The organism is Pseudomonas sp. DCA-1 (genome assembly GCF_046523955.1).
GTDB lineage: Bacteria > Pseudomonadota > Gammaproteobacteria > Pseudomonadales > Pseudomonadaceae > Aquipseudomonas > Aquipseudomonas putida_Y.
In genome coordinates, this window is sequence record NZ_CP169881.1 from 648,839 (window position 1) to 672,614 (window position 23,776).

At 61.5% G+C, this 23,776-nt stretch carries 23 protein-coding genes; 13 read left to right on the forward strand and 10 right to left on the reverse strand.

Going from position 1 to position 23,776, the window contains the following annotated elements:
- Positions 1–145 precede the first annotated feature (145 nt).
- From tcyN to tcyJ, 3 genes are read right to left on the reverse strand one after another with little or no spacing between them, the layout of a single operon-like run.
- The gene (gene tcyN, locus ACE4QZ_RS03220; RefSeq protein ID WP_021782583.1) at positions 146–904 is read right to left on the reverse strand and encodes an L-cystine ABC transporter ATP-binding protein TcyN; all 759 of its coding nucleotides are present in this window, start codon (positions 902–904) and stop codon (positions 146–148) included.
- Between the two features lie 2 nt (positions 905–906).
- The gene (gene tcyL, locus ACE4QZ_RS03225) at positions 907–1,575 is read right to left on the reverse strand and encodes a cystine ABC transporter permease (RefSeq protein ID WP_003255849.1); all 669 of its coding nucleotides are present in this window, start codon (positions 1,573–1,575) and stop codon (positions 907–909) included.
- Positions 1,572–2,366 (reverse strand): cystine ABC transporter substrate-binding protein, encoded by a 795-nt coding sequence (tcyJ, locus tag ACE4QZ_RS03230; protein ID WP_021782584.1) that lies wholly within the window; start codon positions 2,364–2,366, stop codon positions 1,572–1,574. Before tcyJ ends, tcyL begins: the two co-directional genes overlap by 4 nt.
- A 308-nt stretch (positions 2,367–2,674) precedes the next feature.
- Between tcyJ and epsC the strand changes: the two genes are divergently transcribed.
- From epsC to ACE4QZ_RS03280, 10 genes are all read left to right on the forward strand, one after another.
- The gene (gene epsC / locus ACE4QZ_RS03235; protein WP_021782585.1) at positions 2,675–3,607 is read left to right on the forward strand and encodes a serine O-acetyltransferase EpsC; all 933 of its coding nucleotides are present in this window, start codon (positions 2,675–2,677) and stop codon (positions 3,605–3,607) included.
- Between the two features lie 313 nt (positions 3,608–3,920).
- Entirely contained in the window at positions 3,921–5,882 is a 1,962-nt protein-coding gene (gene betT, locus ACE4QZ_RS03240; protein WP_172402802.1) for a choline transporter BetT, read from the forward strand.
- 484 nt (positions 5,883–6,366) lie between these two features.
- Positions 6,367–7,698 carry an OprD family porin gene (locus ACE4QZ_RS03245; RefSeq protein ID WP_021782587.1) on the forward strand — a complete coding sequence of 444 codons (1,332 nt, stop codon included), beginning with the start codon at positions 6,367–6,369 and terminating at the stop codon, positions 7,696–7,698.
- A 165-nt stretch (positions 7,699–7,863) separates the two neighbouring features.
- Positions 7,864–8,502 (forward strand): peroxiredoxin, encoded by a 639-nt coding sequence (locus tag ACE4QZ_RS03250; RefSeq protein ID WP_003255836.1) that lies wholly within the window; start codon positions 7,864–7,866, stop codon positions 8,500–8,502.
- Positions 8,503–8,721: 219 nt separating this feature from the next.
- Positions 8,722–9,315, forward strand: coding sequence for an NADPH-dependent FMN reductase (ssuE, locus tag ACE4QZ_RS03255; RefSeq protein ID WP_084850419.1), 594 nt, complete (start codon positions 8,722–8,724; stop codon positions 9,313–9,315).
- Between the two features lie 83 nt (positions 9,316–9,398).
- Positions 9,399–10,364 (forward strand): sulfonate ABC transporter substrate-binding protein, encoded by a 966-nt coding sequence (locus ACE4QZ_RS03260; RefSeq protein WP_084850418.1) that lies wholly within the window; start codon positions 9,399–9,401, stop codon positions 10,362–10,364.
- A 59-nt stretch (positions 10,365–10,423) separates the two neighbouring features.
- Positions 10,424–11,572, forward strand: a complete 1,149-nt coding sequence (gene ssuD, locus ACE4QZ_RS03265; protein ID WP_021782590.1) for an FMNH2-dependent alkanesulfonate monooxygenase — start codon at positions 10,424–10,426, stop codon at positions 11,570–11,572.
- 10 nt (positions 11,573–11,582) lie between these two features.
- Positions 11,583–12,380, forward strand: coding sequence for an aliphatic sulfonate ABC transporter permease SsuC (ssuC, locus tag ACE4QZ_RS03270; protein ID WP_021782591.1), 798 nt, complete (start codon positions 11,583–11,585; stop codon positions 12,378–12,380).
- Positions 12,377–13,189: an aliphatic sulfonates ABC transporter ATP-binding protein gene (gene ssuB, locus ACE4QZ_RS03275; protein ID WP_021782592.1), complete on the forward strand. Its 813-nt coding sequence runs from the start codon at positions 12,377–12,379 to the stop codon at positions 13,187–13,189. The genes ssuC and ssuB overlap by 4 nt, the downstream gene beginning before the upstream one ends.
- A gap of 27 nt (positions 13,190–13,216) precedes the next feature.
- Positions 13,217–13,432 (forward strand): molybdopterin-binding protein, encoded by a 216-nt coding sequence (locus ACE4QZ_RS03280; RefSeq protein ID WP_003255829.1) that lies wholly within the window; start codon positions 13,217–13,219, stop codon positions 13,430–13,432.
- 141 nt (positions 13,433–13,573) lie between these two features.
- Here the strand turns inward: ACE4QZ_RS03280 and ACE4QZ_RS03285 are convergent, their stop codons facing one another.
- From ACE4QZ_RS03285 to ACE4QZ_RS03300, 4 genes are all read right to left on the reverse strand, one after another.
- A complete protein-coding gene (locus ACE4QZ_RS03285) occupies positions 13,574–14,206 on the reverse strand; it encodes a TetR/AcrR family transcriptional regulator (RefSeq protein WP_021782593.1) in 633 nt (210 codons plus the stop codon).
- The gene (gene gshA / locus ACE4QZ_RS03290) at positions 14,206–15,783 is read right to left on the reverse strand and encodes a glutamate--cysteine ligase (protein WP_028697327.1); all 1,578 of its coding nucleotides are present in this window, start codon (positions 15,781–15,783) and stop codon (positions 14,206–14,208) included. The genes ACE4QZ_RS03285 and gshA overlap by 1 nt, the downstream gene beginning before the upstream one ends.
- Before the next feature lie 153 nt (positions 15,784–15,936).
- On the reverse strand, positions 15,937–16,320 hold the full coding sequence (locus ACE4QZ_RS03295; protein WP_021782595.1) for a PaaI family thioesterase: 384 nt from the start codon (positions 16,318–16,320) through the stop codon (positions 15,937–15,939).
- On the reverse strand, positions 16,320–18,644 hold the full coding sequence (locus ACE4QZ_RS03300) for a Tex family protein (RefSeq protein ID WP_021782596.1): 2,325 nt from the start codon (positions 18,642–18,644) through the stop codon (positions 16,320–16,322). Before ACE4QZ_RS03300 ends, ACE4QZ_RS03295 begins: the two co-directional genes overlap by 1 nt.
- Before the next feature lie 217 nt (positions 18,645–18,861).
- Between ACE4QZ_RS03300 and ompR the strand changes: the two genes are divergently transcribed.
- Complete coding sequence (ompR, locus tag ACE4QZ_RS03305; RefSeq protein ID WP_012270052.1) at positions 18,862–19,602, forward strand: two-component system response regulator OmpR; 741 nt, start codon at positions 18,862–18,864, stop codon at positions 19,600–19,602.
- 13 nt (positions 19,603–19,615) lie between these two features.
- Positions 19,616–20,929, forward strand: coding sequence for an ATP-binding protein (locus ACE4QZ_RS03310; RefSeq protein ID WP_021782597.1), 1,314 nt, complete (start codon positions 19,616–19,618; stop codon positions 20,927–20,929).
- 90 nt (positions 20,930–21,019) lie between these two features.
- On the opposite strand, the gene rimK is transcribed toward ACE4QZ_RS03310, so the two are convergent.
- Both rimK and ACE4QZ_RS03320 read right to left on the reverse strand, forming a co-directional pair.
- Positions 21,020–21,925, reverse strand: a complete 906-nt coding sequence (rimK, locus tag ACE4QZ_RS03315; RefSeq protein WP_021782598.1) for a 30S ribosomal protein S6--L-glutamate ligase — start codon at positions 21,923–21,925, stop codon at positions 21,020–21,022.
- Positions 21,922–22,338, reverse strand: coding sequence for an ATP-dependent zinc protease (locus ACE4QZ_RS03320; RefSeq protein ID WP_230849511.1), 417 nt, complete (start codon positions 22,336–22,338; stop codon positions 21,922–21,924). The genes rimK and ACE4QZ_RS03320 overlap by 4 nt, the downstream gene beginning before the upstream one ends.
- A gap of 175 nt (positions 22,339–22,513) precedes the next feature.
- On the opposite strand from ACE4QZ_RS03320, the gene ACE4QZ_RS03325 reads away from it, so the two are divergent.
- Positions 22,514–22,915, forward strand: a complete 402-nt coding sequence (locus ACE4QZ_RS03325; protein ID WP_021782600.1) for an RNA-binding S4 domain-containing protein — start codon at positions 22,514–22,516, stop codon at positions 22,913–22,915.
- 27 nt (positions 22,916–22,942) lie between these two features.
- Here ACE4QZ_RS03325 and ACE4QZ_RS03330 read toward each other — a convergent pair whose 3' ends face one another.
- On the reverse strand, positions 22,943–23,737 hold the full coding sequence (locus ACE4QZ_RS03330; protein ID WP_021782601.1) for a phosphatase PAP2 family protein: 795 nt from the start codon (positions 23,735–23,737) through the stop codon (positions 22,943–22,945).
- Positions 23,738–23,776: the final 39 nt, after the last annotated feature.

Genomic DNA, 23,776 nt, shown 5'->3' on the forward strand with positions numbered 1-23,776 from the left:
AACTAACTTTTTGGAATATTTATAGAAGGGGGGATTTATTACGGGCGTGCCGGCCTCTTCGCGGGTAAACCCGCTCCTACAGATGCCTCAAGATCTGTGCATTCACTGTAGGAGCGGGTTTACCCGCGAAAGGGCCGGAACAGGTTTACTCGGAGGCCGCAGTCCCGAGGAACTTGCGCAGGAACTGCCGCGTGCGCTCTTCCTTCGGCGCTGCAAACAGCGCCTTGGCCTCGCCCTGCTCCACGATCACGCCCTTGTCGAAGAAGATCACCCGGTTCGCCACATCGCGGGCAAAGCTCATCTCGTGGGTGACGATGATCATGGTGCGCTTTTCTTCGGCCAGGCCGCGGATGGTCGCCAACACTTCACCGACCAGCTCCGGGTCCAGCGCCGAGGTCGGCTCGTCGAACAGGATTACCTCCGGTTCCATGGCCAGGGCGCGGGCGATGGCCACCCGTTGCTGCTGGCCGCCGGATAGGCGCCGTGGGTAGGCGTCTTCCTTGCCCGCCAGGCCGACTTTGGCCAGCAGGCGCCGGCCAAGCTCGATGGCCTGCTCGCGAGGCGTTTTCTTGACGACCACCGGCCCCTCGATCACGTTCTCCAGGGCGGTGCGGTGGGGGAACAGGTTGAAGTTCTGGAACACGAACCCGGCCTGCTGGCGCAAACGGCGAATCGCACTCTGCTGCCCGCCCAAAGGGCGGTTGGCATCGATGCTGATGGCGCCGATCTGGATCTGCCCGGCATCGGGGGTTTCCAGCAGGTTCAGGCAGCGCAGGAACGTGGTTTTGCCCGAACCACTGGGGCCGATGATGGCCACTACTTCACCGGGCTGCACGGTCAGGTCGATACCGTTGAGCACGGTCTGGCCCTTGAACCGCTTGGTCAGGCCTTTGACTTCAATCATGCTCAATGCTCCTGGTCATGCTGGTTGACCCGCGCTTCCATGCGGTTCTGGAAGTGCGCAAGGATGCTGCACAGCACCCAGTAGATGACCGCGACCGCCACGTACATGGTGAACACTTCGAACGTGCGCGCAGTAATCAACTGGGCTTGGCGGAACAGCTCGGGCACCTGGATGGTGGCGGCCAAGGCGGTGTCCTTTACCAGCGAGATGAAGCTGTTGCCCAACGGAGGCAACGCGGTGCGCAAGGCCTGCGGCAGGATCGCCCGGCGCATGGCTTGCACGCGGGTCATGCCGATGCTGGCGGCTGCTTCCCACTGGCCGCGGTCGATCGAGGAAATGGCTGCGCGCAGGATCTCGCAGATGTAGGCCGCCATGTTCAGCGACAGGCCGATCAGCGAAGCGGGGATCGGGTCGAGCTCGATGCCGATTTGCGGCATGCCGAAATAGATGACGAACAGCTGCACCAGCAGCGGCGTGCCGCGGAAGAACGACACGTAGACCCGCGCCAGCCAGTTCAGCGGCAGGATCTTCGACAGCCGCATCAGCGCCAGGGCAAAGCCCAGCACCAGACCGAAGAACATGCCGCCGACACTGAGCAGCACTGTATAACCCGCGCCCTTCAGCAGGAAGGGCGCGGAGTCGACAACGAGTTGCAGGCTTTCAGCGATCATTTGGTGACATCGGCACCGAAGTACTTCTCGGACAGCTTGGCCAGCGTGCCATCAGCTTTGAGCTTGTCGATAGCCTTGTTGATGGCTGCCAACAGTTCCGGCTCACCCTTGCGCATGGCCACGCCGCTTTCCAGGCGCGAGAAGGCATCGCCGGCAAGTTCGGTGTCCTTGGCTTTTTGCGCGTATTCCAGCGCGGCCAGGCGGTCGATCAGAATGGCGTCGATACGGCCGTTGCGCAAGTCGGCGAACTTGCTTGGGTCGTCCTCATAGGTGCGCACATCGGCTTGCGGCACGTCCTTTTTCACCCACTGCTCGTAATTGGTGCCAAGGCCTACGCCGACCTTTTTACCGGCCAGGTCCTGTGCGCCCTTGATGTTCAGCTGCTCGGCTTTCTTCTTCAGGATCAGTGCCTGGATGCCGGAGACAGTGTAGGGCTCTGAGAAGTCGTACTTTTTCTTGCGCTCTTCGGAAATGGTCACCTGATTGACCACTACATCCAGGCGCTTGGATTCCAGCGCGGCGAGGATGCCGTCCCACTTGGTCGGCTGGATCTTGGCCTTGACCCCCAGCTCCTTGGCCAGCAGCTCGGACAGTTCCACTTCGAAGCCGGTCAGTTTGCCGTTTTCGTCCTGGAAGCTGAATGGCGGGTAGGTGCCCTCTAGGCCGACGTTGATGACGCCTTTTTCCTGGATGGTCTTCAATTGCTCGCCGGCGAACGCCTGGCTGAGCAGGCCGGCACCCAGCAGGAGGGCCAGGCTGGCGTTGAGTAGCGGTTTGGCGAATTTCGACATTTCAGAGCCCCGCGCTTGTTGTCTAGGTAGTGAGGTGGCGACTATAGGGTTGGCTGATTAGGCCGGGAAATACTAAAAAATAACTTTAATATTCCTTTTTTTGATTTGCGCCAGGTGCTGGCTGCTTTGAGGGTAGGCGACGATACCCACTCCGTCATCGCGGCTTATGCCTGACTTAGTGCAGGATGGAATAAAGCGTTGTTTTTTCCAAGCCTCGGATTTGCCGTAAAGTGGATTGCAGCAGGCAGGTTCGGCCTTTTCGCGGGCCTGGCAACAAAATCAGATGGCCTATATGGCAGGAGAACCCCGTGAGCGAACAACCTTCATCCGCGCATTGGCAGTTGCAGAGCATTGTCACTGGCCTGCGCGGCGCCCGTGAGCAATGGCGCACCCGTAATGGCCGCAGCATCGGTGAGCAGGGCGGGCGCGAGCTGCCATCGCGCGAAGCGATGCGACAGATTCTGGAACAACTTTGCGGCGCGCTGTTCCCCATGCGGCTGGGACCAGTCGACCTGCGCGAAGAAAGTGAAGACTTCTACGTCGGCCATACCCTGGATGCCGCGCTGACCGCCTTGCTGGCCCAGGCTCGTCTTGAACTTCGCTATGCGGCACGACAGAGCAAGGCTGAGCTGGCTGGCGTCGACGCCCGTGCGCTGAGCCTGATCCAGGGCTTTGCCGCTGCGCTGCCGGAACTGCGCGTACTGCTCGACACCGATGTACTGGCCGCCTACCACGGCGACCCGGCTGCGCGCAGCGTCGATGAAGTGCTGCTGTGCTACCCGGGCATCCTGGCGATCATCCACCACCGGCTGGCGCACCACCTGTACCAAGCCGGCCTGCCGTTGCTGGCGCGGATCAGTTCGGAGCTGGCGCATTCGGCCACCGGCATCGACATCCACCCGGGGGCGCAGATCGGCCCGAGCTTCTTCATTGATCACGGCACTGGTGTGGTCATTGGTGAAACCGCGATCATCGGCGAGCGCGTGCGCATCTACCAGGCGGTGACTCTGGGTGCCAAGCGTTTCCCCAGCGATGAGTCGGGGACTCTGCACAAAGGCCTGCCGCGTCACCCGATCGTCGAGGACGATGTGGTGATCTATGCAGGGGCCACGGTGCTGGGGCGTATCACCATCGGCAAGGGTTCGACCATTGGCGGTAATGTGTGGCTGACTCGCAGTGTGCCGGCTGAAAGCAACATTACTCAGGCCAACCTGCAGCTGGATTGCCAGGACAAGAACTGATCCCGCATTGAAATTGCCTGTGCCGGCCTCTTCGCGGACAAGCCCGCGCCTACACGGAACGTACCAAATGTAGATGCGGGTTTACCCCGCGAAGAGACCGGAACAGGACGACCCAATCAGCGCCCCAATTCGCATTGAAATCCGATCCATGTTTAACTTGAACGCTTGTTCAATGAAAAAACGCTGGTCCGCTGCCGGTGTTCAACAGGAGGATTCCTTTGCTGAACCCGTTCATTCCGAACCTCACGTCATTCGACGAGGTGCACGCCCGATGAGTGCACCGAACCCTTCCCTTTCCAATGGCAAGATCCGCATGAACCCCCCGGTGTTCTACTTTGCGGCAAGTTTCATCCTCATCTTTGGCCTGGTAGTCATCTCCAATCCGCAAGCCGCAGGTGACTGGTTGCTGGCGGCGCAGAACTGGGCGGCCAACACGGTCGGCTGGTATTACATGCTGGCGATGACGCTGTACCTGGTCTTCGTGGTGGTCACCGCCTTGTCTGGCTACGGCAAGATCAAACTCGGTGCCGACCACGACGAACCCGAGTTCAGCTACCTGTCGTGGGCCGGCATGCTGTTCGCCGCCGGCATCAGCATCACGCTGTTCTTCTTCTGTGTCTCCGAACCGCTCACCCACATGCTGCAACCGCCCCAAGGCGAAGCAGGCACGGTCGAGGCCGGGCGCCAGGCGATGCAGATCTTGTTCCTGCACTGGGGCCTGCATGGCTGGGGCGTGTTCGCCTTCGTCGGCATGGCATTGGCCTATTTCGCCTACCGGCACAACCTGCCACTGGCCCTGCGTTCGGCGCTGTACCCGTTGATTGGCAAGCGCATCAACGGCCCGATCGGCTATGCGGTGGACGGCTTCGGCATCATCGCCACGGTGTTCGGCCTGGGTGCCGACATGGGCTTTGGGGTGCTGCATCTGAACGCCGGTCTGGACTACCTGTTCGGCATCAGCCACAGCCAGTGGGTGCAGGTGATCCTCATCACCCTGATGATGGGCGCGGCTGTGGCCGTCGCCGTGGCCGGGGTGGAGAAGGGCGTGCGGGTGATGAGCGATATCAACCTGTTCCTGGCCTGTGCGCTGCTGCTGTTCGTGCTGTTTGCCGGGCCTACCCAGCACCTGTTCAACACGCTGATCCAGAACCTGGGCGACTACCTGGGGGCGTTGCCGCGCAAAAGCTTCGACGTGTATGCCTATGGTGAGAATCGTGGCTGGCTGGGCGGCTGGACCGTGTTCTACTGGGCCTGGTGGATTGCCTGGGCGCCGTTCGTGGGCCTGTTCATCGCCCGCATTTCCCGGGGCCGCACCATTCGCGAGTTCGTCTTTGGCGTGTTGCTGATCCCGCTGGGCTTCACCCTGGCGTGGATGTCTATCTTCGGCAACAGCGCCCTGGACCAGGTGATCAACCACGGCATGACCGCGCTGGGCCAATCGGCGTTGGATAACCCGTCGATGAGCCTGTACCTGCTGCTGGAAACCTACCCCTGGAGCAAGGCGGTAATCGCCACCACGGTGTTCATCAGCTTCGTGTTCTTCGTCACCTCGGCCGACTCGGGTACCGTGGTGCTGTCGACCTTGTCGGCCAAGGGTGGGGGAGCTGATGAGGATGGGCCGAACTGGCTGCGTATCTTCTGGGGGGCGATGACTGCGCTGATCACCAGTGCGCTGTTGTTCGCTGGCAGCATCGATTCGCTGAAGTCGGCAGTGGTACTGACTTCGCTGCCGTTCTCGCTGATTCTGCTGTGCATGATGTGGGGGCTGCACAAGGCGTTCTACCTGGAGTCGCAACGGCAGATCGCGCAGATGCACTCGCTGGCCCCGTTCGCCCAGTCACGCCGGGGGCGTGGCGGCTGGCGCCATCGCCTGAGCCAGGCGGTGCACTTCCCGTCGCGTGATGAGGTGTACCGCTTCATGGATGATGTGGTGCGCCCTGCGATTGCCGATGTGCGTGAAGTGTTCGAGCAGAAAGGCCTGGTACTGATCACCCAGGACGACCCTAGCCATGACAACGTCAGCCTGAAGATTGGCCATGGCGAGGAACAGCCGTTCATTTACCAGGTGCAGATGCGTGGCTATTTCACGCCATCATTCGCCTTGGGGGGGCTGGGTACGCAGGAGTTGAAGAACCGTCGCTATTACCGGGCGGAGGTGCACCTGAGCGAAGGCAGCCAGAACTATGACCTGGTGGGCTATAGCAAAGAGCAGATCATCAACGACATCCTCGACCAGTACGAGCGGCACATGCAGTACCTGCATTTGGTCCGCTAGACCGACGGGGCCGCTCTGCGGCCCATTCACAGCACAAGGCTGCACATGCAGGTCCATGCTGCAGGGCTGTCGTGCGTCGCGGTCAACCCATCCCGCATTCCACGTCGCAATGCCGCTGGCCTACAGGGGATCGCCTCCGTAGGTCAGCCACTCCCGCGCTAATCAAGAACGAAACTCATTAGGCTATAAGCAAACGTTTGCTTATAGCTAAAAGCTATTATTCGTTGCGATTCTATAGTGACCGGAAGTAAAAATTTCTAACATATTCCGTAAAAATCTTACAAATTCATAAAACGGTCATTTTGGTTTTATAGGATTGTCATTATCCTGTAGCGCAGGTGGCGTCTTAGACCAAAGTCGCGAAACGTTTAGAAACGATTGACTTGATGGTCACGCTTTGGGACTAAATCGCCCATCCCGGTGAGCGGGGCATCAGACCCCTCCGCCAGAGATACACAAAAATTAGAACGTAGAGGAGCAAAACATGTACAAGTCCAGCCTGGCTCTGGCCGTGGCACTGGGGGTTCTCGCCCAACAAGCAGGCGCTGCCGGTTTCGTTGAGGACAGCAAGCTGTCGCTCAGCTCGCGCACCATGTACTTCAACAATGACAACCGTGACGGCGGGGCTGACAACCGCGAATCGGGTCAGGGCTTCAAGCTCGACTACCTGTCCGGTTTCACTGAAGGCACCGTTGGTTTCGGTGTAGACGTCCAGGCCCTGTGGGGTATTCATCTGGATGGCGGCCGCGGCAAACACCCTGACAACAGCTCCTTCTTCCCAAGTGACACCGACCGCTCGGCTGTAAGCCAGTGGGCCCGCGTGGGTGGTAACGCCAAGGCGCGTTTCTCGAAGACCGAAGTTCACTATGGTAGCGCTCTGGCGCCGAACCTGCCGATTCTGGTCTCCAACGATGGCCGCCTCCTGCCGCAGACCTTCGAGGGTGGCACTATCCAGTCGAAGGAAATCGACAACCTGACCATCAACGCCGGTCAACTGACCCATGCCATGGGCCGTGCTTCGAGCAACCGTACCGGCCTTTCGGTCAACGGCGCCACTGCCGATAGCAACAAGTTCATCTACGGCGGTCTGGACTACAAGCTCACCCCTGACTTGACACTGCAGTACTACTACTCGAACCTGAAGGACTTCTACAAACAGCACTTCCTGGGTGCGACCCACGTTTTCAAGATTGCTGATGATCAGTCCTTCAAAACCGACCTGCGCTACTTCGATAGCAGCAGCGATGGCAAGAACGGCGGACCAGGAGCGTATAACTTCAATAACAACGGCGGTTACGAGAAAAATGACGGCAAGGTCGATAACAAGACCTGGTCCGCAATGTTTACGTACACCTTGGGTGGTCATTCGCTGATGTTGGGCCATCAACAAGTCAGTGACGACGGTGGCTTTGTCTGGCTGAACCAGGGCTCGGTCCGCGATGGCAACAACCGTCCGGAAGGCGCCGGCGGCTCCAGCTTCTACCTGTTCACCGACAGCATGATCAACCAGTTCGCCAAGGCTGGTGAAAACACCACCTTCGGTCAGTACGCCTACGACTTCGCTCGCCTGGGCGTGCCGGGCCTGAAAGCGTCGGTTTCCTACCTGAAAGGTGAAGATGGCAAAAACGCCGTTGGCGGCGGCCACTTCAGCGAGTGGGAACGTGACGCCCGTGTCGACTACGTTATCCAGGACGGCACCTTCAAGGGCCTGGGCGCCAGCCTGCGTCACGGCGTCTACCGTGGCACCGGCACCAGCTCGCTGGCTGACCAGGACCAGACCCGCCTGATCTTCAACTACACTTACAACTTCCTGTAAGCCGTAGCTGAACAAGAAGCCTCGCCTGATGCGAGGCTTTTTTATGTCTGCAGATTTTTATGAATTTTGGTTATAAATAAATTGTTATTTATTCCTTTTGTTCTTGGTCGATTGCAGGCACATTGAATCCCTAAGGTACAGAACCCAGCCCAGGAGCCGCAGCCCATGAGCCTCAAACTCGGCGATATCGCCCCCGATTTCGAACAGGATTCCAGCGAAGGCAAGATCCGCTTCCACGAGTGGCTGGGCAACAGCTGGGGGGTGCTGTTCTCCCACCCGGCCGACTTCACCCCGGTGTGCACCACCGAGTTGGGCTTGACCGCCAAGCTCAAGGACGAATTTGCCAAGCGCGGGGTCAAGGCCATCGCCCTGTCGGTGGACCCGGTCGACTCGCATCACAAGTGGATTGATGACATCAACGAAACACAGAATACCGTGGTCAACTTCCCGATCATCGCCGACGCCGACCGCAAAGTGTCCGACCTGTACGACCTGATCCACCCGAACGCCAGCGACACCCTGACCGTGCGCTCGCTGTTCATCATCGATCCGAACAAGAAGGTGCGCCTGACCATCACCTATCCGGCCAGTACCGGGCGCAACTTCAACGAAATTCTGCGGGTGATCGACTCGCTGCAGCTGACCGACAACCACAAGGTTGCCACACCAGGTAACTGGCAGGACGGCGACGAGGTGGTGATCGTGCCTTCGCTCAAGGATGAGGAGGAGATCAAGCAGCGCTTCCCCAAAGGTTACCGGGCGGTCAAACCCTATTTGCGCCTGACCCCTCAGCCCAATCGTTAATGGATTCCTCGTTGCATTGCTCTTAGCCAAGCAGGGATTTTCGGGCCGTTTCGACGGCCCTTTTTTATGCCTGTAAAAAAACTGTGAGAGCGGGCGCGCCCGCGAAGAGGCTCTCGCGGACAAAGACAATAATGGAATAAATAAATGAATAAATATGATTTCTAGATATATGAAGCGGCTGTTAATGTTACCTCCAACAGAACACAAGGAAGCGCAGCAATGCTGGTCGTCTCAATCGGTGGTAGCCCAAGTCTCCGTTCACGCTCCGGCGTGCTGCTCGAGCGTTCGCGCCAGTGGCTGCAGGACCGTGGCGTTGAAGTGGTGACCTTCCAGGTGCGTGACTTCCCCGCCGAAGACCTGTTGCATGCCCGTTTCGATAGCCCCCAAGTGCAACACTTCCAGCAGTTGGTGGCCCAGGCGGATGGCCTGATCGTTTCTACCCCTGTCTACAAAGCATCGTTTGCCGGTGCACTGAAGACATTGCTCGACCTGCTGCCCGAACGCGCACTGACCCACAAGATCGTGTTGCCAATCGCCACTGGCGGCAGCATCGCCCACATGCTGGCGGTGGATTACGCATTGAAGCCGGTGCTGTCGGCACTCAAGGCACAAGAGACCCTGCAAGGGATCTTTGCCGACGATAGCCAGGTGGCTTACGCAGAAGGTACAAAGCCCGCCCAATTGGTACAGGCGCTGGAAGAGCGCCTGCAGGACTCGCTGGAAACCTTCCACGCGGCCTTGACCCGTCGGCCGAACCCCGTGGCGCCCGGCGTACTGAATGAACGTCTGATCAGCGCTCGCTGGAGCATCTAACGGCATTACCCGCTTCACCACCTTACTCGCCCGTTAACGAGGCAAGCAGGTGCAACCCGAACCCATTCGCACAGGAGAGCGCCATGCGCACAGTCTTCTTGCGTCGTGGTCTGGTCGCCCTGTTCGCGGCGGCTGTGTCCTTCGGCGCCATTACCCAAGCCCAGGCCGAGAGCCTGCGTATCGGTTACCAGAAATACGGCACCTTGGTGCTGCTCAAGGCCAAGGGCACGCTGGAGAAGCGCCTGGCCGAGCAGGGAGTACAGGTGCAATGGACCGAATTTCCCGGCGGCCCGCAGTTGCTTGAAGGGCTGAACGTCGGCTCCATCGATTTCGGCGTAACCGGTGAGACCCCGCCTGTGTTCGCTCAGGCCGCTGGCGCCGACCTGCTCTATGTCGCCTACGAGCCGCCAGCGCCGCACAGCGAAGCAATCCTGCTGCCCAAGGGCTCGTCGATCCAGTCGGTGAAGGACCTCAAGGGCAAAAAGGTCGTCCTCAACAAAGGCTCCAACGTGCACTACCTGCTGGTCCGCGCCCTGGAAGACGCCGGCCTCAAGTACAGCGACATCCAGCCTGTCTACCTTCCTCCTGCCGACGCCCGCGCCGCCTTCGAGCGCGGCAGCGTGGATGCCTGGGTGATCTGGGACCCGTACCAGGCCGCCGCCGAGCAGCAGCTGCAAGCGCGCACCCTGCGTGACGGCAAGGGCCTGGTCGACAACCACCAGTTCTACCTCGCCACCCGCAACTATGCGACACAGCACCCTGCGGTGATCAACACCGTGATCGAGGAAGTGCGCGCCGTGGGTGAATGGTCCCAGGCCAACCCGCAGGAAGTGACCGACCAAGTTGCCCCGCTGCTCGGCCTGCCTGCCGACATCACCCTCACCTCAGTCAAACGCCAAGGCTACGGCGCTGCGCCGCTGACCCCAGAGGTGGTGGCCGCGCAACAGAGGATCGCTGACACCTTCCAGGCGCTCAAGCTGATACCCAAGCCGCTGAGCATCAAGGACGTGATCTGGACACCCCCGGCCAAGGTCGCTAGCGCGCCTTGATTGACTGCCTGTGCCGGGGCGTCGCTCCGGCTAGAGCCACCCTTGAGGAGACGACTCCAATGAGCCTTAACATTTTCTGGTTCCTCCCAACCCACGGTGACGGCAAGTACCTGGGCACTTCCGAAGGCGCACGTGCGGTCGACCACGGTTACCTGCAGCAGATCGCGCAGGCCGCCGATCGCCTTGGTTTTGGTGGGGTGCTGATCCCGACCGGGCGCTCCTGCGAGGACTCCTGGCTGGTGGCCGCGTCGCTGATCCCCGTGACCCAGCGCCTGAAGTTCCTGGTAGCCCTGCGCCCGGGCATCATTTCGCCGACCGTGGCAGCACGCCAGGCAGCCACCCTCGATCGCTTGTCCAATGGCCGTGCGCTATTCAACCTGGTGACCGGTGGTGACCCGGACGAGCTGGCGGGTGACGGCCTGCACCTGAACCACCAGGCGCGCTACGAAGCTTCGGTCGAGTTCACTCGTATCTGGCGCAAGGTGCTGGAAGGGGAAAACGTCGATTACGACGGTAAGCACATCCAGGTAAAGGGCGCCAAGCTGCTCTACCCGCCGATTCAGCAACCACGCCCACCGCTGTATTTCGGCGGCTCGTCCGAGGCCGCTCAGGAATTGGCGGCCGAACAGGTCGAGCTGTACCTGACCTGGGGCGAGCCACCGGCAGCCGTTGCCGAGAAGATTGCTCAGGTGCGCGAAAAAGCAGCGGCTCAGGGGCGCGAAGTCCGCTTCGGTATTCGCCTGCATGTGATCGTGCGCGAAACCAACGAAGCGGCTTGGGCCGCCGCCGACCGCCTGATCTCGCACCTGGACGATGACACCATCTCTCGTGCCCAGGCTTCGCTGGCGCGCTTCGACTCGGTGGGCCAGCAACGCATGGCTGCCCTGCACGGCGGCAAGCGCGACAACCTGGAGGTCAGCCCCAACCTGTGGGCTGGCGTTGGTCTGGTACGTGGCGGGGCTGGCACCGCACTGGTGGGCGATGGTCCGACGGTGGCGGCGCGGGTGAAGGAATATGCCGACTTGGGGATCGATACATTCATCTTCTCGGGTTATCCACACCTGGAAGAGTCTTATCGCGTGGCTGAACTGCTGTTCCCGCACCTCGATGTGCAACGCCCTGAGCAACCGCAGGCCGGCGGCTACGTAAGCCCGTTCGGCGAGATGGTGGCAAACGACATCCTGCCCAAATCTGTGTCGCAGAGCTGAGGGCCTGGCCATGAGTCGTGCAACTTCCTCCAACCTGACCCAGCGCCTGGCGCCGTGGGCGCTGCCGGTGCTGCTGTTGGCAATATGGCAGTTGGCCGTCAGCGCTGGCTGGCTGTCGACGCGTATCCTGCCGGCACCTAGCGCAGTGGTAAGCGCGGGCGTCGAGCTGGTGCGCAGCGGCGAAATCTGGACCCACCTGGCCATCAGCGGTTGGCGTGCAGGCCTGGGCTTTGTCATCGGCGGCAGCATCGGCCTGGTACTGGGCTTCATCACCGGCTTGTCGAATTGGGGTGAACGCCTGCTCGACAGCTCGGTACAGATGATCCGCAACGTGCCGCACCTTGCGCTCATACCGCTGGTGATTCTGTGGTTCGGTATCGACGAGTCGGCAAAGATCTTTCTGGTCGCGCTGGGCACGTTGTTTCCGATCTATCTGAACACCTACCACGGCATTCGCAACGTTGACCCAGCGTTGGTGGAAATGGCGCGCAGTTACGGCTTGTCCGGCTTCGGCCTGTTCCGCCAGGTGATCCTGCCGGGGGCGCTGCCTTCGATCCTGGTGGGCGTGCGTTTCGCCTTGGGCTTCATGTGGCTGACGCTGATTGTTGCCGAAACCATTTCGGCCAACGCTGGCATCGGTTACCTGGCAATGAATGCTCGCGAATTTCTTCAAACCGACGTGGTAGTGCTGGCCATCGTCCTGTATGCCGTACTCGGCAAGCTTGCCGACCTTGCGGCCCGAGGCTTGGAGCGTGCCTGGCTGCGCTGGCACCCGGCCTATCAAGTTGCCAGGAAGGAGGGCGCATGACCGTGTTCAAGGAACAGCCGCCACGCCTGCTGCGTGGCATCCCGCTGGCCTCCAAGGGCCTGCGCAAGACTTTTGGCCAGCGCGACGTGTTGAAGGGCATCGACCTGCACATCCCGGCCGGCCAGTTCGTGGCTATCGTCGGCCGCAGCGGCTGCGGCAAGAGCACCTTGCTGCGGCTGCTTGCCGGGCTGGACCAGCCCACCGCTGGTCAGTTGCTGGCCGGTGCCGCGCCGCTGGAAGAGGCCCGTGAAGAAACCCGCCTGATGTTCCAGGACGCGCGGCTGCTGCCGTGGAAGAAGGTGATCGACAACGTTGGCCTCGGGCTGTCTGGTGACTGGCGACAGCGTGCGCTGGAGGCCTTGGATGCGGTTGGCCTGGCCGACCGCGCCAACGAATGGCCGGCAGCGCTCTCGGGAGGCCAGAAGCAGCGCGTGGCTTTGGCCCGAGCCTTGATTCACCAGCCCCGTCTGCTGCTGCTGGACGAGCCACTGGGGGCGCTGGATGCATTGACCCGCATCGAGATGCAGCAACTGATCGAACGCCTGTGGCGTCAGCACGGCTTCACTGTGCTGCTGGTCACCCACGACGTCAGCGAGGCGGTTGCCGTGGCTGACCGGGTGATCCTGATTGAGGACGGCGAGGTCGGGCTCGACCTCACTGTTGACCTGGCACGGCCCCGGGCGCGTGGTTCGCACCGTCTGGCCGCGCTGGAAAGCGAAGTGCTCAACCGTGTTCTGTCCATCCCGGGCACTGCGCCCGAGCCGGATCCTGTAGCCCCTCTGCCCACGCAACTGCGCTGGGCGCACTGAATCCCAAAAGCCAAAAGGAAGCAAACCATGACTATCAAAGCCATCAATGTTCGCAACCAGTTCAAAGGTACTGTGAAAGAAATCCTCGAAGGCCCGGTACTGTCGGAAATCGACGTGCAGACGGCTTCGGGTATCGTCACTTCGGTGATTACCACCCGTTCCGTGCGTGAGCTGGAGCTGCAGGTGGGCAGCGAAGTGATTGCCTTCGTAAAGTCGACTGAAGTGTCTATTGCCAAGCTGTGATGCTGCTGCTCGATAATGGGGCTGCTTTGCAGCCTTCGCGGGCACGCCCGCTCCCACAGGTACTTCGCAAGCTCCAGGGTATGCGCGGGCTCTGTGGGAGCGGGCGTGCCCGCGAAGGGCCGCCAAGCGGCCCCAGATTTCTCAGCTGGAACGCTTGGCCAGAAACGGCGGCAGATACAACCCCAGATACGCCTCGAATACACGCTTGCCTTCCTCGGCCATGCGCGGGGTGATCGCCTCGTGCAACTGCACCGACCGTGCATACACCCGGTCGCTCAATTCCATGCCCAGGGCAAACACATCCACATCCAGTGGCATCACCGGCAGGTGAAAATGCTGGTCGAACAACTTGTGCATCAAGTTGCCCAGTTCCATGTCGTGCTGCCGGTCGGCCTGCACCACCTCGCTCAGGCCATGCTGCGCCAGGATCAACTGCCGCGCTGCCGCATCCTCGTTATAGATATCAAGCATGCGTTCTTCGATCAGCCGTGACAGCTCGTGCCAGGTGCTGAACGCGCTGCTGTCGATCGGTGCGCTCAGGGCTTCGCGAAACGCCCGGTGTACATCCGCAGTAAGCGCCTCCAGCAAGGCCGGCACACTGGCGAAGAAGTGATACACCGACGACGGTGGAATCTGCGCCCGCTCGGCCACGCTGTAGATAGAAAGCGCCGCCACCCCTTGCTCGGCCAACAGCTCACGCGCAGCCGCCAGGATCGCCTCGATCCTGGCCTGGCTGCTGGCACGCGGTTTGCGCGGGGTGGTGGTGCGGTTCATCAACTGCTGATTGCCAGGATGCTGGCCTGGTAGGCACCGACGAACAGGTCGAAGTCGCCGACTTCTTCCTGTTCCAGCTCGGACTGCCTGGCGAGCGACTCGCGGGCCAGCGTCTCGAATGCCTGCTGTTTTTCGTTGCTCAGTGGTTGTTCGCGGAAAGTCTCGGCGTGTACACGGCTCTGGCGCAGCGAGAACTGGACGAAGCTCTCGTCATGCTCGGTCATGCGTGCCAGCACCTGGGCCGATGGGGTCAGTGAGGTGTCGTCGACCTTGGCCTGCTGGGCATCCAGGGCCTTGGCGTGCTCATCAGAGCCCTGCGCCTGATCGAGCAGGTTGGCCAACTCGCGGATACGCTCGATCAGCTCGCTGGCCCAGTCCTTCAGGCTGATCGGCTGGCCATTGCGGTGCAACTCCAGGCCCGGACGACGACCTTCCTTGACCACAGTCAGGAAGTTGCTGGTGCACTGGCCGCATTCGCCGTTGTCCAGTTGCGGGCTGTCTTCCAGCGCGCAGAACAGCAGGAATGCGTCGAGGAAGCGCGCCTCGGTCAGGTCGATACCAACCGGCAGGAACGGATTGATGTCCAGGCAACGCACTTCCACATACTGCACACCGCGCGAAGTCAGGGCCTGGATCGGCCGTTCGCCGGAGTAGGTGACCCGCTTGGGGCGAATGTTCGAGTAGTACTCGTTTTCGATCTGCAGAATATTGGTGTTCAGCTGAACCCACTCGCCATCCACATGCGTGCCGACTTCAACGTACGGCGGGTAGGGCGTGCCAACGGCCTTGCGCAGGCTGTCGGTGTAGCTGGCCAGGTTGTTGTAGCAGGGCGTAAGACCGGCCTGGGCGTTGCTCTGGTAACCCAGGTCGCTCATGCGCAGGCTGGTGGCGTAGGGCAGGAACAGGGTTTCGGCATCCAGCTCTTCAAGCTGGTGCGGGCGGCCACGCAGGAAGCCTTTGTCCAGTGCCGGCGAGGCGCCGAACAGGTACATCAGCAGCCAGCTGTAGCGGCGGAAGTTACGAATCAGCGCGATGTAGGCCGACGACTGGTAGTCGCGGTCATTTTCCGTACTGCCTTCGTCTTCGCGCAGCAATGGCCAAAGCGCTTCGGGCAGCGAGAAGTTGTAATGGATACCGGCAATACACTGCATGGTACGGCCGTAACGCAGGGCCAGGCCCTTGCGGTAGACGTGTTTGAGCTTGCCGATGTTCGAGCTGCCGTACTCAGCGATCGGGATGTCCTCCTCGGCCGGCAGCGTGCACGGCATCGACGGGCTCCACAGGTATTCGTCGCCCAGCTTGCTGTAGACGAAACGGTGGGTCTCTTCGAGGCTTTCGAGCACCTTGGCCGGGTCGGCCAGCGCCGGGGTGATGAACTCCAGCAGCGACTCGGAATAATCGGTGGTGATCTGCTCGTTGGTCAGCGCCGATCCCAGAGCTTCCGGATGCGGGGTCTGGGCCAGGCGACCTTCGTCGGTCACGCGCAGGCATTCGCGCTCAATACCGTGCAGGCACTGCTTGAGCAGGGGGAGATTGGCGCCGAGCAGGCTCAGGCGGCGGTTGAGGAGGTCGCTCAAGATGTATTCCTTCACGCGTCAGTCGCCCCAATATGGGGGTAGAGATAACGGTCTACAAGGGTAGGAAGAAAGGAACTGGCGTTATCGCCTGGTTTACGCGGTTCCAGCAGTGCCAGCGCACTGCTGAAAATACCGCAGATACTGCTTGGTGAGCTAGAGAACCGCGAAGGTTCCTTGCGCTTTGGCCACCAGCTTGTCGCCCTGGACTACGTCGGCGTCGACCACCAGCGTGCGCCGCCCGGCGTGCAGCACGCGGGCGGTACACAGCACTTCGCCGTCGCTGACGGCACGCATGTAGTTGATCTTGCACTCGATGGTGACGCTTTGCTGGTCAAAGCCATGGCTGGCCGAGCAGGCCAGGCCCATGGCGATATCCACCAGGCTGAAAATCGCCCCGCCGTGCAGCTTCTGGCCACGGTTGCGCAAATGTGGCTCGAGCGCCAGGGCTACCTCGGCAACACCGGTGTCCAGGTGTTGCAGGCGGCAGCCCAGAAGCTGGCTGAAGGCGCTTTCGACGTATTCACGTGGTACGTCCATTACTTCTTCTTCAACTGCTTTGCGTTGGCGAACAGGGCTGCCATGGCGTTGTTGGCCGGGGCGGCAGTGGCGGTTTCGCGCTGACGCGGTGCCTGCTGCTGGCGATTGCCGCCATTGCCACGGTTGCCACCGCGGTTGCCTTCGACCTTCTCGCCCGGGGTGTCGCTCATGCGCATGGACAGGCCGACGCGCTTGCGCGGGATGTCCACTTCCATGACCTTCACCTTGACCACATCGCCGGCCTTGACCGCTTCACGCGGGTCTTTGACGAACTTCTCCGACAGCGCCGAGATATGCACCAGGCCGTCCTGGTGCACACCGATGTCGACGAAGGCACCGAAGTTGGTAACGTTGGTTACCACGCCTTCGAGGATCATGCCCGGTTCCAGGTCCTTGAGGTCTTCGACGCCGTCCTGGAAGGTGGCGGTCTTGAATTCCGGACGTGGGTCGCGGCCGGGCTTGTCCAGCTCTTGCAGAATGTCGGTGACGGTTGGCAGGCCGAAGGTCTCGTCGGTGAACTTTTTCGGGTCCAGGCGCTTGAGGAAGCTGCTGTCACCAATCAGCGAGCGGATGTCGCGGTCGGTATCGGCGGCAATGCGCTGCACCAGCGGGTAAGCCTCAGGGTGCACCGCAGAGGCGTCCAGCGGGTTGTCGCCGTTCATCACGCGCAGGAAGCCGGCGGCCTGCTCGAAGGTTTTCTCACCCAGGCGGCTGACCTTTTTCAGCGCTGCACGGGTGGCAAACGGACCATTGGCATCGCGGTGGGCGACGATGTTCTGTGCCAGCGTGGCATTGAGGCCGGAGATGCGTGTCAGCAGCGCCACCGAAGCGGTGTTTACGTCCACGCCCACGGCGTTCACACAGTCCTCGACTACCGCGTCCAGGCCACGTGCCAGTTTCAGCTGGGAGACGTCGTGCTGGTACTGGCCGACACCAATGGATTTCGGGTCGATCTTCACCAGTTCGGCCAGCGGATCCTGCAGGCGACGGGCGATCGACACGGCGCCGCGTATCGACACGTCCAGGTCCGGGAACTCGCGGGCGGCCAGTTCCGATGCCGAGTACACCGAAGCACCGGCTTCGGAGACCATGATCTTGGTGATTTTCAGGGCTGGATATTTCTTGACCAGCTCGGCCACCAGCTTGTCGCTTTCGCGGCTGGCGGTGCCGTTGCCGATGGCGATCAGTTCCACCGAGTGTTTGGCGCACAGTGCGGCCATGATGGAAATGGTGCGGTCCCAGTCGTTCTTCGGCGCGTGCGGGTAGACCGTGGTGTGGTCCAGCAGCTTGCCGGTTGCGTCGACCACGGCGATCTTGCAGCCGGTGCGCAGGCCCGGGTCGAAGCCCAGGGTGGCGCGCGGGCCGGCCGGTGCGGCCAGCAACAGGTCGTGCAGGTTGTGGGCGAACACGTTGATCGCCTCGCCTTCGGCATTGTCGCGCAGCTCGCCGAACAGATCGGTTTCCAGGTGGGTGTACAGCTTGACCTTCCAGGTCCAGCGCACCACTTCACCCAGCCACTTGTCGGCCGGTCGGCTGCGGTTTTCGATACCGACGTGGTTGCCGATCATCAGCTCGCACGGGTGCAGGGTGCCGGGCAGTTCTTCGCCTACCTTCAGCGAGACGCTCAACACGCCTTCGTTGCGCCCGCGGAAGATCGCCAGGGCACGGTGCGACGGCGCAGTACGCAGCAGCTCGTCATGAGCGAAGTAGTCGCGGAACTTGGCACCTTCTTCTTCCTTGCCAGCCACGACGCGGGCGCTGAGCACGGCCTCCTGCTTGAGGTAGCTGCGCAGCTTGTCGAGCAGGGCGGCGTCTTCGGCAAAGCGCTCCATCAGGATGTACTTGGCGCCTTCCAGCGCGGCCTTGACGTCGGCCACGCCCTTTTCGGCGTTGACGAAGCGTGCGGCTTCGCTTTCCGGGGCCAGGGTCGGGTCGTTGAACAGGCCATCGGCCAGTTCGCCAAGGCCGGCTTCCAGGGCGATCTGGCCCTTGGTGCGGCGCTTCTGCTTGTACGGCAGGTACAGGTCTTCGAGGCGGGTCTTGGTGTCGGCCAGCTTGATCTCGCGGGCCAGTTCCGGGGTCAGCTTGCCCTGTTCCTCGATGCTGGAAAGGATGCTGGCGCGGCGCTCGTCGAGTTCGCGCAGGTAACGCAGGCGCTCTTCCAGGTGGCGCAACTGAGTGTCGTCAAGGCTACCGGTCACTTCCTTGCGATAGCGGGCGATGAAGGGCACGGTCGAGCCTTCGTCCAACAGGCTCACGGCCGCCTCGACCTGCTGCGGGCGTACGCCCAGTTCCTCGGCGATACGGCTGTTGATGCTGTCCATGTAAACCACCTGACATTTGTGAATACGGGGGTCGCCTGTGGGCCTTTTGCCCGGCGGCGCTGGATGAAAGCCGCGCATTATACCCATCGCAAACGGCTTGCGGTGATGGCGCCCGGCCAGCCGGAACTGGCGCCGGGGGAAAAATCTGCTAACAATGCTCACGCAACGTGCAGCAATGGCTACGCCATAATGCGCGGCGATATCAGAGGAGTTATTCATGACCGGCACGCCAAACACCGCTGAAGGTGACAAGATTCTCATCGTCGACGACGATCCGGGGCTGAGCAGCCTGCTGGAACGTTTCTTCACCAGCAAGGGCTACCGTGCCCGTGCAGTGCCCAACACCGAGCAGATGGACCGCCTGCTGCAGCGCGAGGTGTTCAACCTGGTGGTGCTCGACCTGATGTTGCCAGGTGAGGACGGCCTGTCCGCGTGCAAGCGCCTGCGCCAGCAGAACAACCAGATCCCGATCATCATGCTGACCGCCAAGGGCGACGAGCTCAGCCGCATCAAGGGCCTGGAGCTGGGCGCCGACGACTACCTGGGCAAACCGTTCAACCCGGACGAACTGATGGCCCGGGTCAAGGCTGTGCTGCGCCGCCAGGCGCCGAGCGTGCCGGGAGCGCCGGGCAGCGAAGACGAGTCGGTCACCTTCGGTGACTATGAGCTGTCGCTGGCCACTCGCGAGCTCAAGCGTGGCGACGAAGTGCACATGCTTACCACTGGTGAGTTCGCTGTGCTCAAGGCCCTGGTGATGCACGCCCGCGAGCCGTTGACCCGCGACAAACTGATGAACCTGGCGCGCGGCCGCGAATGGGATGCGCTGGAGCGCTCCATCGACGTGCAGATTTCGCGCCTGCGTCGCATGATCGAGCCGGACCCGTCCAAGCCGCGTTACATCCAGACCGTCTGGGGCGTGGGCTACGTGTTCGTACCGGACGGAAACGCCGGAAAATGATGCCTGAACGTCGATGAAAACACCGCTCTGGTTTCCGCAAAGTTTCTTCGCCCGCACCCTGTGGCTGGTGTTGATCGTCGTTCTGTTCTCCAAGGCGCTGACCCTGGTCTACCTGCTGATGAACGAGGACGTGCTGGTCGACCGTCAGTACAGCCATGGTGTAGCGCTGACCTTACGTGCCTATTGGGCCGCTGACGAAGAAAACCGCGAAAAGATCGCCGAGGCGGCAGGCCTTATCCGGGTGACCGGTTCGGGTGTGCCCGAAGGTGAGCAGCATTGGCCTTACAGTGAAATCTACCAACGGCAGATGCAGGCCGAGTTGGGTGAAGACACCGAGGTGCGGTTGCGCATTCATGCGCCTCCGGCGTTGTGGGTCAATGCGCCAAGCCTTGGCCCAGGTTGGCTGAAGGTGCCGCTGTACCCGCACCCATTGCGCGGGCAGAAGATCTGGAACGTGCTGGGCTGGTTCCTGGCCATTGGTTTGTTGTCCACCGCCTCGGCGTGGATTTTTGTGCGCCAGTTGAACCAGCCGCTCAAGCGCCTGGTGTTCGCCGCCCGCCAGCTTGGCCAGGGGCGCAGTGTGCGCCTGCCGATCAGCGATACTCCCAGCGAGATGACCGAGGTGTACAAGGCGTTCAACCAGATGGCCGAGGATGTCGAGCAGGCCGGGCGTGAGCGCGAGCTAATGCTGGCCGGGGTTTCCCACGACTTGCGCACACCACTGACGCGGCTGCGCCTGTCGCTGTCGTTGCTGAACAGCGACAACGAGCTGAGCGATGACATGGTTCGCGATATCGAGGACATGGACGCGATCCTCGACCAGTTCCTGGCCTTCATCCGCGATGGCCGTGACGAGCCGGTGGAAGAGGTCGACCTTGCTGATCTGGTGCGTGAGGTGGTGGCTCCGTACAACCAGCCAGAAGAGCGCGTGCGCCTGTGCCTGGAGCCGATTCCACCGTTCCCGCTGCGCCGGGTTTCGCTCAAGCGCATGCTGGGCAACCTGATCGGCAACGCCCTGCACCATGCTGGCAAGGGGGTCGAGGTGGCTGCCTATGTGTCGGGTGACGAGAGTGCGCCGTATGTGGTGCTCAGCGTGCTGGACCGCGGCACCGGTATCGACGAGTCGGAACTGGAAACCATCTTCAACCCGTTCATTCGTGGTGACCGGGCGCGGGGTGGCAAGGGCACCGGGCTGGGGCTGGCGATCGTCAAGCGGATTGCTGCGCAACATGGCGGGAATGTGGAGTTGCGCAACAGGTCTGGCGGCGGGATCGAGGCGCGGGTCAGGTTGCCGCTGGGGCTGCTGCTGCCGCGTAATGCTGTGTAAGGCTCACCGGCCTCTTCGCGACTAAAGCCCTACAGGGTTTGTGCAGTACCTGTGGGGCTTCAGCCGCGAAGAGGCCGGTACAGGCTTGAATCAGCCTTTGCCCTTGGTCCGGGTCTGATTGGGCCCGCCATTCTTCTCCAGGTGCTCGATGATCATCCCGGCGACGTTCTTGCCGGTGGTGACTTCAATGCCCTCCAGCCCCGGCGACGAGTTTACCTCCATCACCAACGGCCCGTGGTTGGAACGCAGGATATCCACACCCGCCACGCTCAAGCCCATCACCTTGGCCGCCCGAATGGCGGTGATGCGCTCTTCAGGGGTGATTTTTATCAGGCTGGCGACGCCACCCCGATGCAGGTTGGAGCGGAACTCGCCCGGCTTTGCCTGACGCTTCATTGAGGCAATTACCTTATCGCCTACCACGAAGCATCGAATATCTGCGCCACCGGCTTCCTTGATGTACTCCTGAACCATGATGTCCTGCTTGAGGCCCATGAACGCTTCGATCACCGACTCGGCCGCCTGGGGGGTTTCGCACAACACCACGCCAATGCCCTGGGTGCCTTCCAGTACCTTGATCACCAGCGGGGCACCGTTGACCATCTGGATCAGGTCGGGGATGTCGTCCGGCGAGTGGGCGAAACCAGTGATCGGCAGGCCGATGCCGCGCCGCGACAACAGCTGCAACGAGCGCAGCTTGTCGCGCGAGCGGGCAATGGCGACCGACTCGTTGAGCGGGTATACGCCCATCATTTCGAACTGGCGCAGCACCGCGCAGCCATAGAACGTAACCGAAGCACCTATGCGCGGGATCACTGCATCGAAGCCTTCCAGCGGCTTGCCACGGTAGTGGATCTGCGGCTTGTGGCTGGCAATGTTCATGTAGGCCCGCAGGGTATCGATCACCACCATTTCGTGGCCACGCTGGGTACCGGCTTCGACCAGGCGGCGGGTGGAATACAGACGCGGATTGCGCGACAGCACAGCGATCTTCATGCAGCACCTGTGACAGGGGAAAGGGTGGCCGGGAAGGCCGGTTTGTCTTGTACGTACTTCAGGCCGGGGTTGACCACCAGCTGGCCGTGTATCAAGGCCTTGGAGCCAAGCAACAGGCGGTAGCGCATGCTCTTGCGGCAGGCCAGGGTGAACTCCACCTCCCACACACCATCACCCAGCGCCAATGACGTGCGGATGACGTAGCGAGTCTGGGCGTGGCCGTTGGAGCTCTTGATGGTCTTCATGGTCACCAGCGGTGCCTCGCACCGGCGGTGACGCAACTGCACCACCGAGCCCAGGTGCGCAGTGAAGCGAACCCAGGGCTGGCCGTCGCGCTCGAAGGGTTCCACCTCGGTGGCATGCAGGCTCGACGTGCTGGCACCGGTGTCGATCTTGGCGCGCAGCCCGGCCACGCCGAGGTCAGGCAAGGCGACCCACTCGCGCAGGCCGATCACAGTCAAATGGTCAAATGTCTTCACGAAGCGCACCCTGCGAATGAGGTGGTGAACTTTAAGCACGGCGGGGACTTTTTGCATCCGTATGTGAAGGTAGTACAGTTCGATGAAAGACAGAATCCGAGGTAACGGGATGGCACAAAAAGCCGAAGACGACGACAAGGTTCGCCTGGACAAATGGCTGTGGGCGGCGCGCTTCTACAAGACCCGAGCGCTGGCCAAGGCGGCGATCGAGAGTGGCAAGGTGCATTGCCGGGGCGAGCGTTGCAAGCCAGGCAAGGAGCCGCGGGTGGGCGACGAGTTCGTACTGCGTACCGGGTTCGATGAGCGCACCGTGGTGGTGAAGGCGCTGTCGATGGTGCGTCGTGGTGCCCCGGAGGCGCAGACGTTGTACGAGGAAACCGAAGAAAGTGTGCGTCGCCGTGAACAGGCCGCTGAGATGCGTAAGGCCGGGGCCATGGGTGTGACCACCGATGGCCGGCCGACCAAGAAGCAGCGTCGGCAGATCCACCAGCTGCATGGAAGTTACGATTGAATGGGGCTGCCGTGCAGCCCCAGGCACCTAACGGAGCACCGCCATTCGCCCGACCAGCGGTAGCGTGGACAGCAGCTTGAACAACGGCGCTGTCCAGCGCATCAACGCCTCGCTGCCTTTGGCCGCCAGCGGCGTGTAGTAGCTCCAGCCCAGCGCCAGCACCGCCATCAGCAAGCCGCCGATGTAGTCGTCCTGCCCCCAGTGGGCACCTGCTACCAGGCGCGGCAGCATGAACAGCAGCGCCAACCCCCAGACAACCAGGTACTGCAAAAGGCCGCGGCTGAACACGCTCATGAACAGCGCCCAGATCAGCAGCACCGAGGCGTGATCACCCGGGAAACTCTTGCTGGAACGGTCCTTGAGTTCCCAGGCAGCCTCCAGGTTCGGGTAATAGTCACTCAGGTGCACGACGTCGTCGAAGATCATCGATGGGCTCTTGTGTTGCCACCCGGCTGCATCCACCCACTTGGAAAACAGCGCGCGAATCACCACTAAGAGGAGTAGCGTGACCAGAAAGCCGAAAAATGCCTGGCGAACCTGAGCGGCCTTGAACACCCAGTCACCACGAATGAGCACAGCCAGCAGGATCAGGCCGACGACGATGTCGAACGGGCGCAGGCTGCCGATGGTCCAGATGTAGCGCCAGGTGGTGTTATCGGCCAGCGGCGCGTTCAGGCTGCGGAACAGCCATTCGTCGAAAGTCAGGCACAGGATCTGGCCAATGGGCCATAACCAGAAACACAGTAGAGCGATGGGAAGCAGCGTACAGGCTGCCAGCGGCCCCCAGGACCACCTTGCTTGGAACAGTGGTCGATTGTCCATAAAATACCTCTATTGCAAACAGAAATCGGAGCGCCGTGT